Origin of the sequence: Sporosarcina beigongshangi, assembly GCF_033485195.1 — a bacterium.
Lineage (GTDB): Bacteria > Bacillota > Bacilli > Bacillales_A > Planococcaceae > Sporosarcina > Sporosarcina beigongshangi.
Window position 1 is genome coordinate 217,771 of the sequence record NZ_JAWLIR010000006.1, and the last position, 13,706, is coordinate 231,476.

Here is a 13,706-nt window from a genome sequence, read left to right on the forward strand (position 1 = left end):
GATTCATTCCTTTCGAACAATATACTGTTAGTATACCAGAAGAATGTGAGGGATTAGCATGGTAGAAATGAGAAAACCAATTCCGGTAGCAGAGGCAGTTCGGCTTGTGATGGAGCATATACATATACTTGGAACGGAAATGGTTCCGCTTGAACATACATATGGTAGAATTCTTGCCCAACCAATTATCGCGCGGCATGATGTCCCGTCTTTTAATCGATCGCCGTATGATGGCTTTGCAGTTCGTGCACAAGATACAGCTGGCGCATCGGGTGATAATCGGGTTGCATTCGATGTCATTGGTGAAATCGGAGCTGGCTATGTGGCAGAGCGAGCAATCGGCGAAAGGGAAGCCTACCGAATTATGACGGGCGCACCGATTCCCGACAATGCGGATGCGGTAGTAATGTTAGAGCAAACTGTTGAGCAAGCAGACGGCTTTACATTACGAAAGGCATTCACTTCTGGTGAAAATATTTCCTTTAAAGGCGAAGATGCAAAAGAAGGCGAGCCGTTAATAGAGGCGGGAACGGTCATTCATCCGGGGACAATTGCACTTCTCGCGACGTTCGGTTATGCACATGTGGAAGTGGCTAAGCGCCCTACTGTTGGGATTTTATCGACAGGGACAGAGCTGTTAGGAGTAGATGAGCAGCTGGTGCCAGGAAAAATACGTAACTCAAACGGTCCAATGATCGCGGCACAGCTGGATCGCATGGGCATTCGCTATCAGTCCTATGGAATGCAGGTGGATGATTTGGATGCATGCACGGCAATTGTTGAACAAGCGCTCACTGAAACGGATATCCTCATTACAACGGGTGGTGTTTCGGTCGGTGATTATGATTATTTACCTGCGATTTATGAGCGTTTAGGTGCTAAGGTTTTATTCAACAAGGTGGCGATGCGGCCAGGTAGTGTGACGACGGTCGCTGTGCTTGGGAATCGGCTATTGTTTGGTTTGTCGGGCAATCCCTCAGCTTGTTTTACGGGGTTTGAATTGTTCGCTCGACCGGCAATTATAGGGATGATGGGCGGAACGGCGCCGTATATGCCGCGCATGACAGCGAAGCTTGGTGAGGATTACTTAAAACCAAATCCGTTCACGCGCTTTGTTCGTGCAATTTGGGATATGACGCCCGAAGGAATTGTTGCAGTGCCTGCCGGTTTTAATAAATCAAATGCGGTGTCTTCTATCGCACGAGGGAATTGTCTAATTGTCTTACCTGGTGGGACGCGCGGTTTTACAGCAGGTATGCAGGTTGATGTTTTGTTACTTGGAGCCGAACAAGGCGTTGGTGAATGGACGTTATGAAGACGCTTCATATTGTGGGCTTTAAAAACAGTGGCAAGACGACACTCGTTGCGAGATGGGTTCGTTTATTGAAAGAAAAGGGACTATCAGTTGCGGTATTGAAGCATCATGGTCATGGCGGACAACCTGCCATGCCGGATGCTTCGACGGATACGATGCAATTTTTCGACAGTGGAGCAGATATTGCGGTCGTTGCAGGCGGCGGTGCGGTTCAATTGCTGGTCAATGAAGAGCCGGAGTTCGCGGAGCTGAAAGAGACGGTGGCAATGAGGCGGCCGACTATTTTACTTGTAGAAGGGTATAAGGAACAACAAGGGGATAAAGTGGTTTTGTTAAGGAATGCGGAAGATTGGGAGTCCTTGCAGAACTTGTCGGGCATTCAGCTGGTTATCGGTTGTCCAGAAATTGTGGCGAGCAGTAGACGTATCGCATCAAGGACGGATGTCGAGCAACTGGATCACTGGTTCCTTGAGTGGATGGAGGAGGTTGACAATGAAACCGTTTGAAATTGTGGAAACACCGATTGATACACAGAAATATTCGGATTATGTTCTCCATGCGGGTGCAGGCGCTGTAACAGTTTTTACGGGGCATGTGCGGGAATGGACACACGGAGTTCGTACATTATATTTGGCATATGAGGCGTACGTTCCGATGGCGGAAAAGAAATTAGCGCAAATTGGTGCTGAAATGGAGGCTAAATGGCCAGGGGTGAAAGTAGCGATAGCGCACCGAATTGGTGAGATGCATATTTCTGATATCGCTGTACTCATCGCCGTATCGTCACCACATCGAAAAGCAGCCTATGAGGCGAATGAATATGCCATCGAACGCATTAAGGAAGTCGTGCCCATTTGGAAGAAAGAGATTTGGGAAGACGGCGAAGAGTGGATTGGTGGACAGAAAAAGTATCCTGAAAAGGGGAGTGTAGAACAGTGATCAAAGTAAATTATTTTGCCAGACTACGCGAATTAACGGGCAAGGCAGAAGAAACAATTGAACAACAATCCATGACAGTGACAGAATTGTTGGATTGGGCAGAAGCTACTTATCCGGGTTTTGGCAAAGATACGATGCATGTTGCGGTCAATGAAGAGTATGCTTTGAAGGAAGATGTAATCCGATCGGGTGATATTTGCGCCTTTATTCCCCCGGTAAGTGGAGGATGATGAGGACAGTCGGCATCGTACTTGCAGGTGGGGAGTCAAGACGATTCGGTTCTCCAAAAGCATTTGCGAAGCTAGGTCAGCGATATTTTTACGAGATTGCGATAGATGCTTTGAAAGTGTGCTGTGATGAAGTGATAATCGTGACTCGCCCAGAGCTTGTCGACAACTATCCTGTCGAGGTAGGGGTCATTACTGATGTAGCTGAATTTGCAGGACTCGGTCCGCTTGCAGGGATCCTGTCTGCGATGGAATCTGTGGAAGCGGACCGCTATATCGTGTTGCCTTGCGATATGCCATATGTCGATGAAGCGGTAATCGGGAAGTTATTGGTGCAACACGAACAAGCTGTAACGGCGGTTGTCGTAGATGGGCGGCAACATCCGCTAGTGTCTATTTGGGATCGTAGTGTGAAAGGCAATCTCCGAGAAGCATTGGATAATGGACAATTACGTGTCATGCCTGTTCTTAAAAGCAGCGGAGTTAGGTGGATAGATGGCAGTTTGTTGACGGACGATGAAAAGCGGGTGTTTACAAATATGAATACACCTGAGGTATTGGAAAGGGGCTGAGTAGATGGAAGCAATCGTAGATAAGCTGGGACGACCGATTCGAGATCTACGGATATCGGTAACAGACCGCTGTAACTTCAGATGTTCCTATTGCATGCCGAAGGAAATATTCGGTGATGATTATGTATTTTTACCGAAAAAAGAATTGCTGTCGTTTGAAGAAATTGAACGATTTTCACGTTTGTTTGCCTCATTGGGCGTCAAAAAGCTTCGTTTAACAGGAGGCGAACCGTTAATGCGCCGTGATCTTCCTGAATTGATTGCGAAGCTGATGGGGATTGAAGGCATTGAAGATATCGGTTTGACGACGAATGGCGTCCTACTCAAGCAATACGCACAGCGGCTTTATGACGCAGGCCTTCGTCGTTTAAATATGAGCCTTGACGCATTAGACCCAGAGATTTTCGGCAAATTAAACGGGCGGGGCATTAAACCGGAGCTCATTCTTTCCAATATCGATTATGCACAAAAAATTGGCTTTGAAATTAAAGTCAATATGGTCGTTCAAAAAGGCGTCAATGAGGGTGAAATTCTACCGATGGCGGCCTACTTTAAAGAGCGAGCCATTACGCTGCGCTTCATCGAGTTTATGGATGTTGGCAATGACAATGGCTGGAGCTTTGAAAAGGTGGTTACGAAAAAAGAGATTTACGAGATGCTGAAAGCTGAATATGAAATGGAATCTGCTGATCAGGATTATTACGGGGAAGTTGCGAAACGCTATCGGTATACGGAAAACGGTGCACAGGTTGGCTTCATCACATCTGTTTCGGAATCATTCTGTTCGACTTGCACACGGGCGAGGTTGTCATCGGATGGTAAATTGTATACGTGTTTGTTTGCTTCAGATGGATTCGATCTGCGGGAATTGATTCGCAGCGGATTGTCGGATGCGGAGTTGCTTGACTCGATTTCGGGTGTTTGGCAACGCCGCGCGGATCGCTATTCGGATGAACGGACGGAGCAGACGGCGAAAAATCGTAAGAAGATTGGTATGAGTTATATTGGTGGGTGAGGCGCTACCGGAGTAAAATAAAAAGGCATTATTCACTCGGGTTATAGAGTGGGTAATGCCTTTTTTATATTTAACTATTAACCTTCCTCTTCCACAATAACCGCACGACCTCTTAGTTTTAGCAACAACGGAATAAGTAACCATGCTGCTGCAGCGATAAGAAACACTAGTGATAGCGGCTGCGTGAAGAAGATACTGAATTCACCGTTTGAGATCGTAAGGGCGCGGCGCATGTTGTTTTCAATCATCGGGCCTAACACGAGCGCTAAAACGAGTGGAGCGACAGGATAATCATTTTTGGATAATAAATAACCGGCTACACCACATCCGAGTAGTAAATACAAATCGAAAATGGTGTATTGCACGGCGTATACGCCAAAAAATGAAATAGCAACAATGATCGGTAATAGGTATTTCTTTGGTGTTTGAATGACTTTCGCAAACACACGGACGAGTGGCATATTGAGTACTAACAGCATCAAGTTACCGATAAACATACTGGCAATCAGTCCCCATGCGACCTCAGGGTGCTCGTCAAAGAGAAGGGGACCTGGCTGGATGTTGTACATAATCAGTGCGCCCATCAGGATTGCCGTTGTACCGGAACCCGGAATCCCTAATGTGAGCAAAGGAATCATAGCGCCACCAGAAGCTGCGTTATTGGCTGATTCGGGGCCAGCTACACCTGCGATGTTACCTTTCCCGAAGCTTTCGGGGTTTTTACTGAATTTTTTTTCTGTCATGTAAGAGAAGAAAGAAGCAAGTGTTGCGCCTGCACCTGGAAGAACTCCGATGAAAAATCCGAGTAGGGAGCCCCGCACGATTGGGACAGCGCTGTCCTTCATATCTTGTTTTGTGGGCATAATTCGATTGATTTTTGCGATGGCACCGTCCTCGCTATCCCGTTCTAAAACAGTTTTGAACACTTCACCAAGTGCAAACAAACCAACAGCAATCGTTAAAAATTCTAGTCCAGAGAAAAGAATCGGTTGATTGTATGTAAAGCGGGCAATTCCTGAAACGGCATCAATGCCGATTGTGCCAAGGATAAGTCCGAAAACAGTCATGATTAAAGCCTTCGTCATAGACTTACCAGCAAGTCCACTAACTGCGGCTAAACCTAATAGCATTAGAGAGAAGTATTGAGCAGGACCGAAATTTACGGCAACTTTGGACAGCGGCTGTGCTAGCAGGACGAGGCCGATGAGTGCAATGATTCCGGCGCAAAATGAGCCGATTGCCGAGATGGCTAACGCCGCACCGGCACGTCCTTGTCTCGCCATCTGATAGCCGTCAAGTGTTGTGACGACGGATGATGACTCACCGGGTGTGTTTAACAATATAGACGTGGTGGAGCCTCCATACATGGCGCCGTAATAGACGCCGGCTAGTAAAATAATAGAGCTAGCTGCTGCTGCGCTTGTCGGCATACCAGAAGTGATTGTTGCGGTAACTGGGATGAGAAGGGCAACCCCGCTCATTGGTCCAATGCCAGGCAGGACACCGACAGCTGTTCCGATGATGACGCCGACTAAGGCAAATAATAGATTTTGCCATTGAAAAGCAATTGCAAATCCATCCGCTAAAAATTGTAATGTACTCATAGCTTAAGTTCCTCCTTTCTCCTTAAAATGAAGGGAATCCGGGCAGTGATCCGCCGAGAAGTTCCGAAAATAAATAATAGATACCAACTGAAAATGCGAATGCAATCAGGATGGACCGCAGTATTCGACCACGTTCCATCGTTTGAAAGGCGATGAGTAAGAAGCCGAATGTTGAAATGACATAGCCAAGCTTTTCAAGTGTAAATGCGTACAAAATAGCACCAATAAGAATAATGGCAAATTTTTTATATTGAAATTTCTCTTTCGTTGCCGATGCAGATTTGTACTTGAACGTTTCGTACAGTAAACGTAAGCTCAAAATGAGTAGAATGGCACCAAGCCACATTGGAAATATTTTTGGCCCTACGGCTGATCCGTATGCGCTATCAGGGATTTTTTGACTTTCCAAGACAACGACAAGACCAACTAATAAAAAGGCAATGCTGGCATATCGATCGAATGTTTTACTCATAGTCTTTTCCACCTCCTAAAAGAAAAGGCGGCCGTTATAGCCGCCTATACTAGCAGTTATTTTTGCATGCCAAGCGCTGTTAACAATTCCACGATGACTTTATCTTGGTCTTCTAAGTAAGAAGTGAAATCGGCAGAATCACGATATTCATACTCCCAACCATTTTTCTCTAATTCGGCAGCCCACTCATCTGTCATGACCATCTTTTTAAGATTGTCGTTCCAGTAATTAAATGCAGCTTCGGACATGTCTTTCGGGCCGAATAAGCCACGCCAAATTGTGAACTCTGCGTCAATCCCTTCTTCTTGGAAGGTAGGGACATCTGCTAATTCGCCTTCTAGCCTTTCAAGTGAACTAACAGCCAAAACTCGGACATCGCCAGATTTTACATAGGATCCAATTGCAGAAGCATCGGTTGCGATAACATCCGCATTACCACCGAGTAACGCTGCAATGGCTTCACCACCACCATCATAAGAGACATACTTGACAGTCTTTGGATCAATGCCATATTTGAATGCAGGAAGTACGCCGACAAGATGGTCCATAGAACCTGGAGCGGATCCACCAGCCAATGTGACAGCTGTTGCGTCAGCCTTAATCGCTTCCAACACATCCTTTAATGTATTGAATTCCGAATCGGCTTTGACAACAATCGCTCCATAATCACGTGTTAACTGTGCCAAAGGTGTTGTATCTTTATAGCCATAAGGGCTGTTTCCTTCCGCCTTATTATGATTGATTAGGATAGGTGGAGATTTAACAAGTAGGACATGATCATTTTTTGCTTCCTTCGTAGCGTATTCCGCCATGTAGACAGCGCCACCACCGCCAGGTTTGTTTTCAACGGTAATAGACTTTTCGACTAGCTTTGTTTCGCCCATTGTTTTCGCAATTGCTCGAGCAGTTAAGTCCCATCCACCGCCAGCCCCTGAAGGTGCAACAATTGTGATGTTATTCTTTGGGTAATCAGGAGCCTTGGCAGCAGTAGCGGTACCCTCATTTTCACTACTACTACCGCCGCTTGAAGTACATGCTGCAAGACTTAATGCCAATAAACTTGTTAGTGCAACTGTCGTAAACTTTTTCCATTTCATTTTCTACTCCCCCTTAAAATAAAAATTGATGACAGCGCTTTCAAGCGCCTGTCATCAATTTATCAGAAGATTGGTTGAATTCAATGTTTATGGTAATAAGTTTGATAATGGGAGTAAACGTCATTTTGTTCATACTGTTTACCGTTTTTTTATAAAGTACCTTCTTTCAGGACGTCCAACTGATCCATATAACAGTTCCGTAAATGCCCGTTTCTCGGAGACGAGGTATTCGAGGTAACGTCTTGCCGTTGAGCGACTCACACCGATTTCCACTCCAAGTGCTTCAGCAGTAATTCCGCCTTCGATTTTTTCGATATGTTGAACCACTTTTTCTTTTGTTATCGGATCGATGCCTTTTGGTGGAACGGGATCTATGTCTTGTTCGGTTGTGTTTGTTTGATTCCAAAGAAGCTTGATAGAGTCCTCCTGCATGGTGCCTTCGCCAGCAAGTGTCTCCCTTTTGTTTTTATAAGAAAGCAGACTTTCTTGGAAACGGTCAAATGTTAATGGCTTCAAAATATAATCGATAACACCTCGGCGGTAGGCTCTTTTGACAATTTCAATTTCTGCCGCTGCTGTTATGAAAATAATATCGGTTTCTGGACTATTTTCATGAATGAACGTCATCAGTTCGATGCCAAGCGTGTCAGGTAAATAAACATCTAATAACACAAGGTCTGGCTGTAAGGCTGAAACCCAATCCTTTGCCTCTTCCCCGGTGTATGCTGAACCAATAACTGTGAAGCCTTCAATTTTTTCGATGAATCGTCGATGAATGTCCGCGACACGTTTGTCATCTTCAATAATTAAAATCTCTATCGGAACGGTCATGCAAAACTCCCCCTTTTGGAATAGAAATGATAAATAGCGCGCCGCCTAAGTCGCCTTTTTCTAGCGTGATGGAGCCCCCGAGATCTTTCACGTTATCAGCAACTTTTATCAATCCATATCCACGATCTGCCTCTTTTTTTGTAGAAACTCTTTCTTTGAAGAATGCCTCAAGCATATGTGAGGCGATACCTTGTCCAGAATCCTCTATTTCCATCAATATCTCTTCTCCATTATCGATAATCAGAATACGGACTGTTCTTTTGTCCTTAGGATAGGAATCGACTGCTTCAAAAGCGTTAGTGACTAAATTACCAATGATGGAAACGAAATGATTTTTTTCTAAATGTGATGGTAATTTAGCAAGAAAGCTGTCTTCATCCAGAATAAATCGAACTTTTAACTCTTTTGCTCGATTGAAAAAACCGATGACAATCCCACCGAGAAACGGATCCTGCAAGCGATTGGTCACGAACTGAATGAGGGATTGATGCTCGGCAGTTTCATGATGGATAAGACTCAAAGCCTCGTCATAGGAGTTCAGTTGAATAAGGCCGGAAATGGTATATAAAAAGTTATTGTATTCATGTGTCTGTGCCCGTAATGCTTCCGAATAGCGTTTTACTTGTGATAACTCCATCGCAAGGCGATCAATATCTGATTGCAGTCGGAAAGTAGAAACCGCTCCAACGATTTGTTTGCCAACCCGAATAGGGATTCGGTTGACAATGACCTTCTTACCGCGAATTTCCATCGGTCGATCAAGATGCTGCTCCCCGGTTTCAAGTACAATTGGCAAAAGAGAATTCGGCAGTACTTCCTGAATGGTTACACCAATCAGGTCAACCTGATCAGGTAAAGATAACGTATCATATGCCGCAACATTCACAGTCGTAATGATTCCCTTTGCATCTACCATGATAATTCCTTCACGAACCGATTCAATGAGTGCGTTGCGTTCGGTGAATAAATTAGCAATTTCTGCAGGCTCAAGATTGAATAATTCTTTTTTTATATTACGAGCCAGGATGCTTGAACAAATAACGCCGATAAAAATAGCAATAAGAACAATATAGGAAATGTTATCAACATACTGAAAGAAAATTGTAGAATTATTTTCTTTCAAAAATCCAACTGAAATGATGCCGATAATATCACCATTGTTATCGAAGACGGGTGCTTTACCGCGCAAGGCAGCTCCAAGTGTTCCTGTCGCTTCTGAAATATAGGATTCGCCGAGAACAAGGGCTCGTTCATTGTCATCGCCAACCATCTTTTTTCCAATCCGTTCAACAACGGGATGCGCATAACGGATGCCTTCAGTATTACCTATGACAATATATTCGGCCCCTGTTTTTAGACGGATTGCCTCAGCGATAGGCTGCAATGCATCCGATGGGTTTTCTTGTCCAAACCCCGCACGGATATCTGGACGATCTGCAGTTGTTTTCGCAATGCTTAGCGCTCGTTGTCCAATTTGTTGTTCAATGCCCTGTGACATCGTGAAGTAGAATGAAATCCCGATGACAATGGCTAGTAAAGAAACGAAAATAGCGCCATATAAAAAGATGCGCATTTGTAATGAAATAGATTTAATGACGAGAATCGCCTCACTATCTGCATAGATATGATGTACAGTGCCAATGGATGCGCCATGAAGATAAATCTCTTTATATGTTACACTATTATAAATAGTTAAAATAGGGGGATATTCATGAAACTAAGAATCTTTGTGACAAGAAAGCTAGATGATAGCGTGATAGCACCACTTCGAGAGAAGTTCGATGTGCGGATGTGGGAGTCGGAAAGTGAATCGGTACCGCGCGATATTTTATTGAAAGAAGCTGCAGAAGCGGATGCGCTTTGGACGGTTTTGGCAGATAGCGTCGATCGCGAATTGTTTGAAATAGCGCCGAAGTTGAAAGTTGTGTCTAATTTAGCGGTTGGCTATAACAATATTGATCTTGAGGTAGCGAAGGAACGTGGTGTTATTGTGACTAATACGCCAGGCGTGTTGACGGAAACGACAGCGGATCTTACTTTTGGACTGCTCCTTGCGACTGCGCGTCGTCTGATGGAGGCAGAAAATGATATTCGGACGGGCAATTGGACGTCATGGTCCCCAATGGGCTACACAGGCATGGATGTCGGAGGTGCGACGCTTGGTATTATTGGTATGGGACGGATTGGAGAGGCGGTAGCACGTCGGGCAAAAGGATTTGATATGCGCGTTTTGTATCATAATCGCAGTCGAAAAATGGATGCGGAAGTCGAGCATGGTTTTGAATATGTCGAATTGGATACACTGCTGAAGTCCGTGGATTACGTCGTGATTCTTGCGCCGTATACACCGGAAACGGCGGGATTGATTGGTGCAAGGGAACTTGGGATGATGAAAAAGACTGCGGTTGTTATTAATGTTGCGCGTGGAGGAATTGTCGATGAGACGGCGCTCTATGAAGCATTGAAAAACGGAGACATTTGGGCGGCAGGTCTCGATGTATTTGCCACGGAACCGGTGCCGCAAGATAATCCGTTGCTGACACTACCCAATGTGACGGTATTGCCGCATATCGGAAGTGCAAGCATTAAAACGCGAATTGAAATGATGAACTTGAATGCACAAGCGATTATGGATGTGTTAGAAGGAAGAGAGCCTGCGAATCGGGTAGTGTGAAGTGAAAATTAGGAGGAGTGAATGATGAAAGGTTCGGCAATCCCGTATTTAACGTTTTATGGACAAGGTAAAGAAGCAGCTGATTTCTATGCAAAGGTATTTGGGTTGGAGAACCTTGGGATGCAAAAGTACGGCGATGCCGATTTCCCGTCACCACCAGAAGCGGCGGATTATTTGCTACATTGCCACCTGCAAAAAGACGATTTTCAAATCATGCTTGCAGATTCTGTCGATAAACAGCCAGACAACATCAGACATGGTCTGTCACTTACCGTTCAATGTGACGGAGAAGAAGAGGCACAGCGTTTATACGATGGTTTACGTGAAGAGGGTGAAGTGCTTATGGAACTGCAAGATATGTTTTGGGGAGCAAAGTTCGGAAAAGTGAGGGATAAGTTTGGCTTTGTTTGGGATTTGAATTATGAGAAGGAAAGGTAAGTCATTGAGGTAAGAAAGGGCTGTCTAATAAGTATTAAGGAACTCGTTTTACAGGGGTTATGATAATTATGATTGTAGTGGAAGCGTTGTGAGCAATAAGGCAGATGCTTTTGCTGTCCGATTGGTTGAAGCCAAGCCCGCATCCGCCACCGGAGCGTAAATCAATATTTCTATAATTGAAAAGGGACTGCCGGCTTGTTAATTTGACTTTTCGGACAGCCCCTTCTTTGATGGAGCTAGTTGTTTTGTTTATCAGTTAAATATATTAATGGTTGTAATAATAATCGGCATTGCGAAGACGTCAATTAGGAAAGCGCCGACGATTGGGACGATAAGAAATGCTTTTCGTGAAGGGCCAAATCGTTCAGTGACAGCTGCCATATTGGCCATAGCATTTGGAGTGGCACCCAAACCGTGTCCAGTGAAACCGGCAACCATGATGGCTGCGTCGTAGTCTTTCCCGAGTAGACGGAACAGGACAAAAATGCTGAATAGAACAATGAAAACAACTTGGATGAACACAATAACAAGTAATGGAAGGGCTAAGCCAGCAACTTCCCAAAGCTTAATACTCATCAATGCCATTGACAGGAAAATACCTAAAGACACATCACCGATTAGGCTAATGCCTTTCATGTCGATAAGATTAGGATTCATCCGATCGACAATATTTCTGACGAGGACAGCAACGAACATAGCGCCCACGTAACCGGGAAGAACGAATCCTGTTGCAGTTGAAAAGAGTTCACCTAAATACGTTCCGACGGCCATACAGAATGTGATGAGTAGGATTTGCATGAAGAAGGAATCGGTTTGAATTGCTTTTTTCTTTTCCTCAAAATGTCCTCCAACCCCATCGTCTTTTTCTGTTGGCTTCAGATTGTGTTTCGTAATAAGGTATTTGACAGTAGGACCTCCGACAAGACCGCCGGCTACAAGACCGAACGTGGCAGCTGCAACTCCGATAGAAAGTGCGGAATTGATGCCGAGGTCTTCAAGCGTCTGTCCGAAGGCAGTTGCAGCTCCGTGACCCCCTTCCATCGATACAGCTCCTCCCATCATTCCGATTAGCGGATGTAAATCGAATAAATAAGCCATGGAAACACCAATTGCGTTTTGCGCAAGTGCTAGGAATCCGCAGGCAAGCCAGTAAATGACAAGGAGTTTGCCTCCCAGTTTAATGAGTTTAAAGCTTGCTCCTAAACCGATTGTTGTAAAGAATGTTAGCATAAATAAGCTTTGTAGTGATGTATCAAGTGTAATTTCGAGCCATCCAAGTGACTTGAAAAGGGTCGCGAATAATGCAAATAATAAACCTCCGACGACAGGAGCAGGAATACAAAATTTCTGTAAAATCCCGACCTTTTTAACTAAGATCATTCCTAGAGCAAGTAGCGCGACGGAAAGAAAGATTGTTGTGACTTGATTAAGTTCGAGCGTCATGAATGTTCCCTCCTAAAAATGTTGTAATGGCTTCATTTACCAAATAAGCGCCGAGTTTGACGGTGCGGTTGTTTTCATCTAAAACTGGATTTACTTCGGATATATCAAACGATAGTGTTTTTTCATGTGACGTGACGGTTCGAATGATTGAACGGACGACGGAAGGATCTAAGCCGAATGGCGAAGGGGCGCTAACACCTGGCGCGAAGGCAGCGTTTAGAACGTCTGTGCATAATGTGAGAAAGATTACATCGTGTTGGCCGATAAACTTTTCAAGAGCTATCGTCAGTTTGTCCATATTGCCGATAGACATATTCTCTTCATACTCATAGGTAACGCCGAGCACATCGGCACGATCAAACAGTTCTTGTGTATTGCCATACCGCTGAATTCCTGCAACGAAATAACTGCAATTGGTATCTTGTTCAAGAATCTGCTTGAACATTGTACCGGATGAAGGCTGTTCGTCGTAAGGGCGCAGGTCGAAATGTGCATCAATGTTGATGATTCCGAGAGAAGCCGCTTTGCCTATATGTTTTCGGACACCAAGATAGTGTCCGAAAGCGGTTTCATGTCCGCCGCCAAGAATAATCGGTGTCATTTTATTGTGTAAGATGTTAGCAACAGTATCACCTAATTGCTGTTGAGCATTTTCAAGTTCATCGCTTTGGCATTCGACATTGCCTATATCGATAATTTTTTGCCCCGCTGTCATTTTCCAAGGTAGTTTCGCAAGTTCGCTTCGTAATGCGTCAGGAGCCTGCGCTGCACCAAGTCGTCCATTGTTGCGACGGACGCCTTCTTCGCATTCAAAGCCGACGATAGCACAAGTATTAGGGGAAATCGGTGCTTCATGTATCTCCGCTAATTTCACAACTTGGTGATAACGAAAACTTGCTCTATTTTCAAGATGATCCGTACGTCCAACCCATACGGCAGAATTAATTTTTTTTATCAATTTCCTCATCCTTTCCAAACTTTCAGAAAAAGTAATATTCGTCAATTATATATGGCTTGATTTATAAACTCTAATATATAATTAGTATAAATGAATAGCCTGTGGTTATAAATGTTGCGGA

General features: G+C 44.5%; 15 protein-coding genes. 8 read left to right on the top strand and 7 right to left on the bottom strand.

Translation table 11 applies throughout. The features are described 5' to 3' along the window. The first annotated feature begins 58 nt into the window (after positions 1-58). Genes R2B77_RS05515 through moaA form a run of 6 tightly spaced genes read left to right on the top strand, consistent with a single transcriptional unit; the run spans position 59 to position 4,068 of the window. Positions 59-1,315: a molybdopterin molybdotransferase MoeA gene (locus tag R2B77_RS05515; protein WP_203247520.1), complete on the top strand. Its 1,257-nt coding sequence runs from the start codon at positions 59-61 to the stop codon at positions 1,313-1,315. Further along, on the top strand, positions 1,303-1,821 hold the full coding sequence (gene mobB, locus R2B77_RS05520) for a molybdopterin-guanine dinucleotide biosynthesis protein B (protein WP_203247521.1): 519 nt from the start codon (positions 1,303-1,305) through the stop codon (positions 1,819-1,821). The genes R2B77_RS05515 and mobB overlap by 13 nt, the downstream gene beginning before the upstream one ends. Beyond that, on the top strand, positions 1,808-2,254 hold the full coding sequence (locus R2B77_RS05525) for a molybdenum cofactor biosynthesis protein MoaE (protein WP_212391458.1): 447 nt from the start codon (positions 1,808-1,810) through the stop codon (positions 2,252-2,254). Before mobB ends, R2B77_RS05525 begins: the two co-directional genes overlap by 14 nt. Beyond that, positions 2,251-2,484, top strand: a complete 234-nt coding sequence (gene moaD / locus R2B77_RS05530; protein WP_203247523.1) for a molybdopterin converting factor subunit 1 — start codon at positions 2,251-2,253, stop codon at positions 2,482-2,484. Before R2B77_RS05525 ends, moaD begins: the two co-directional genes overlap by 4 nt. Continuing rightward, positions 2,484-3,053 (top strand): molybdenum cofactor guanylyltransferase, encoded by a 570-nt coding sequence (gene mobA / locus R2B77_RS05535; protein ID WP_203247524.1) that lies wholly within the window; start codon positions 2,484-2,486, stop codon positions 3,051-3,053. Before moaD ends, mobA begins: the two co-directional genes overlap by 1 nt. Positions 3,054-3,057: 4 nt before the next feature. Beyond that, the gene (gene moaA, locus R2B77_RS05540; RefSeq protein WP_203247525.1) at positions 3,058-4,068 is read left to right on the top strand and encodes a GTP 3',8-cyclase MoaA; all 1,011 of its coding nucleotides are present in this window, start codon (positions 3,058-3,060) and stop codon (positions 4,066-4,068) included. A 77-nt stretch (positions 4,069-4,145) separates the two neighbouring features. Here the strand turns inward: moaA and R2B77_RS05545 are convergent, their stop codons facing one another. The 5 genes from R2B77_RS05545 to R2B77_RS05565 form a co-directional block, all read right to left on the bottom strand. Beyond that, positions 4,146-5,672, bottom strand: coding sequence for a tripartite tricarboxylate transporter permease (locus tag R2B77_RS05545; protein ID WP_203247526.1), 1,527 nt, complete (start codon positions 5,670-5,672; stop codon positions 4,146-4,148). A gap of 22 nt (positions 5,673-5,694) precedes the next feature. Further along, entirely contained in the window at positions 5,695-6,144 is a 450-nt protein-coding gene (locus R2B77_RS05550) for a tripartite tricarboxylate transporter TctB family protein (RefSeq protein ID WP_203247527.1), read from the bottom strand. Between the two features lie 56 nt (positions 6,145-6,200). Then, positions 6,201-7,241 carry a Bug family tripartite tricarboxylate transporter substrate binding protein gene (locus R2B77_RS05555; protein WP_203247528.1) on the bottom strand — a complete coding sequence of 347 codons (1,041 nt, stop codon included), beginning with the start codon at positions 7,239-7,241 and terminating at the stop codon, positions 6,201-6,203. Positions 7,242-7,379: 138 nt separating this feature from the next. After that, positions 7,380-8,072, bottom strand: coding sequence for a response regulator (locus tag R2B77_RS05560; RefSeq protein WP_203247529.1), 693 nt, complete (start codon positions 8,070-8,072; stop codon positions 7,380-7,382). Next, entirely contained in the window at positions 8,041-9,645 is a 1,605-nt protein-coding gene (locus R2B77_RS05565) for an ATP-binding protein (RefSeq protein ID WP_203247530.1), read from the bottom strand. Before R2B77_RS05565 ends, R2B77_RS05560 begins: the two co-directional genes overlap by 32 nt. A gap of 138 nt (positions 9,646-9,783) precedes the next feature. Between R2B77_RS05565 and R2B77_RS05570 the strand changes: the two genes are divergently transcribed. Together R2B77_RS05570 and R2B77_RS05575 are read left to right on the top strand one after the other, a co-directional pair. Then, positions 9,784-10,746 (top strand): 2-hydroxyacid dehydrogenase, encoded by a 963-nt coding sequence (locus R2B77_RS05570; protein WP_203247531.1) that lies wholly within the window; start codon positions 9,784-9,786, stop codon positions 10,744-10,746. A gap of 21 nt (positions 10,747-10,767) precedes the next feature. After that, positions 10,768-11,184, top strand: coding sequence for a VOC family protein (locus tag R2B77_RS05575; protein WP_203247532.1), 417 nt, complete (start codon positions 10,768-10,770; stop codon positions 11,182-11,184). A gap of 252 nt (positions 11,185-11,436) precedes the next feature. Here the strand turns inward: R2B77_RS05575 and gltS are convergent, their stop codons facing one another. After that, positions 11,437-12,627 (bottom strand): sodium/glutamate symporter, encoded by a 1,191-nt coding sequence (gltS, locus tag R2B77_RS05580; protein WP_203247533.1) that lies wholly within the window; start codon positions 12,625-12,627, stop codon positions 11,437-11,439. After that, positions 12,611-13,594, bottom strand: a complete 984-nt coding sequence (hutG, locus tag R2B77_RS05585) for a formimidoylglutamase (RefSeq protein ID WP_212391462.1) — start codon at positions 13,592-13,594, stop codon at positions 12,611-12,613. Before hutG ends, gltS begins: the two co-directional genes overlap by 17 nt. Positions 13,595-13,706: the final 112 nt, after the last annotated feature.

Excerpts from the sequence above, each read along its gene's own strand:
- R2B77_RS05515 (WP_203247520.1), top strand. The coding sequence starts at position 59 with ATGGTAGAAATGAGAAAACCAATTCCGGTAGCAGAGGCAGTTCGGCTT.
- mobB (WP_203247521.1), top strand. The coding sequence starts at position 1,303 with ATGGACGTTATGAAGACGCTTCATATTGTGGGCTTTAAAAACAGTGGC.
- R2B77_RS05525 (WP_212391458.1), top strand. The coding sequence starts at position 1,808 with ATGAAACCGTTTGAAATTGTGGAAACACCGATTGATACACAGAAATAT.
- mobA (WP_203247524.1), top strand. The coding sequence starts at position 2,484 with ATGAGGACAGTCGGCATCGTACTTGCAGGTGGGGAGTCAAGACGATTC.
- moaA (WP_203247525.1), top strand. The coding sequence starts at position 3,058 with ATGGAAGCAATCGTAGATAAGCTGGGACGACCGATTCGAGATCTACGG.
- R2B77_RS05545 (WP_203247526.1), bottom strand. The coding sequence starts at position 5,672 with ATGAGTACATTACAATTTTTAGCGGATGGATTTGCAATTGCTTTTCAA.
- R2B77_RS05550 (WP_203247527.1), bottom strand. The coding sequence starts at position 6,144 with ATGAGTAAAACATTCGATCGATATGCCAGCATTGCCTTTTTATTAGTT.
- R2B77_RS05555 (WP_203247528.1), bottom strand. The coding sequence starts at position 7,241 with ATGAAATGGAAAAAGTTTACGACAGTTGCACTAACAAGTTTATTGGCA.
- R2B77_RS05560 (WP_203247529.1), bottom strand. The coding sequence starts at position 8,072 with ATGACCGTTCCGATAGAGATTTTAATTATTGAAGATGACAAACGTGTC.
- R2B77_RS05565 (WP_203247530.1), bottom strand. The coding sequence starts at position 9,645 with ATGCGCATCTTTTTATATGGCGCTATTTTCGTTTCTTTACTAGCCATT.
- R2B77_RS05570 (WP_203247531.1), top strand. The coding sequence starts at position 9,784 with ATGAAACTAAGAATCTTTGTGACAAGAAAGCTAGATGATAGCGTGATA.
- R2B77_RS05575 (WP_203247532.1), top strand. The coding sequence starts at position 10,768 with ATGATGAAAGGTTCGGCAATCCCGTATTTAACGTTTTATGGACAAGGT.
- gltS (WP_203247533.1), bottom strand. The coding sequence starts at position 12,627 with ATGACGCTCGAACTTAATCAAGTCACAACAATCTTTCTTTCCGTCGCG.
- hutG (WP_212391462.1), bottom strand. The coding sequence starts at position 13,594 with ATGAGGAAATTGATAAAAAAAATTAATTCTGCCGTATGGGTTGGACGT.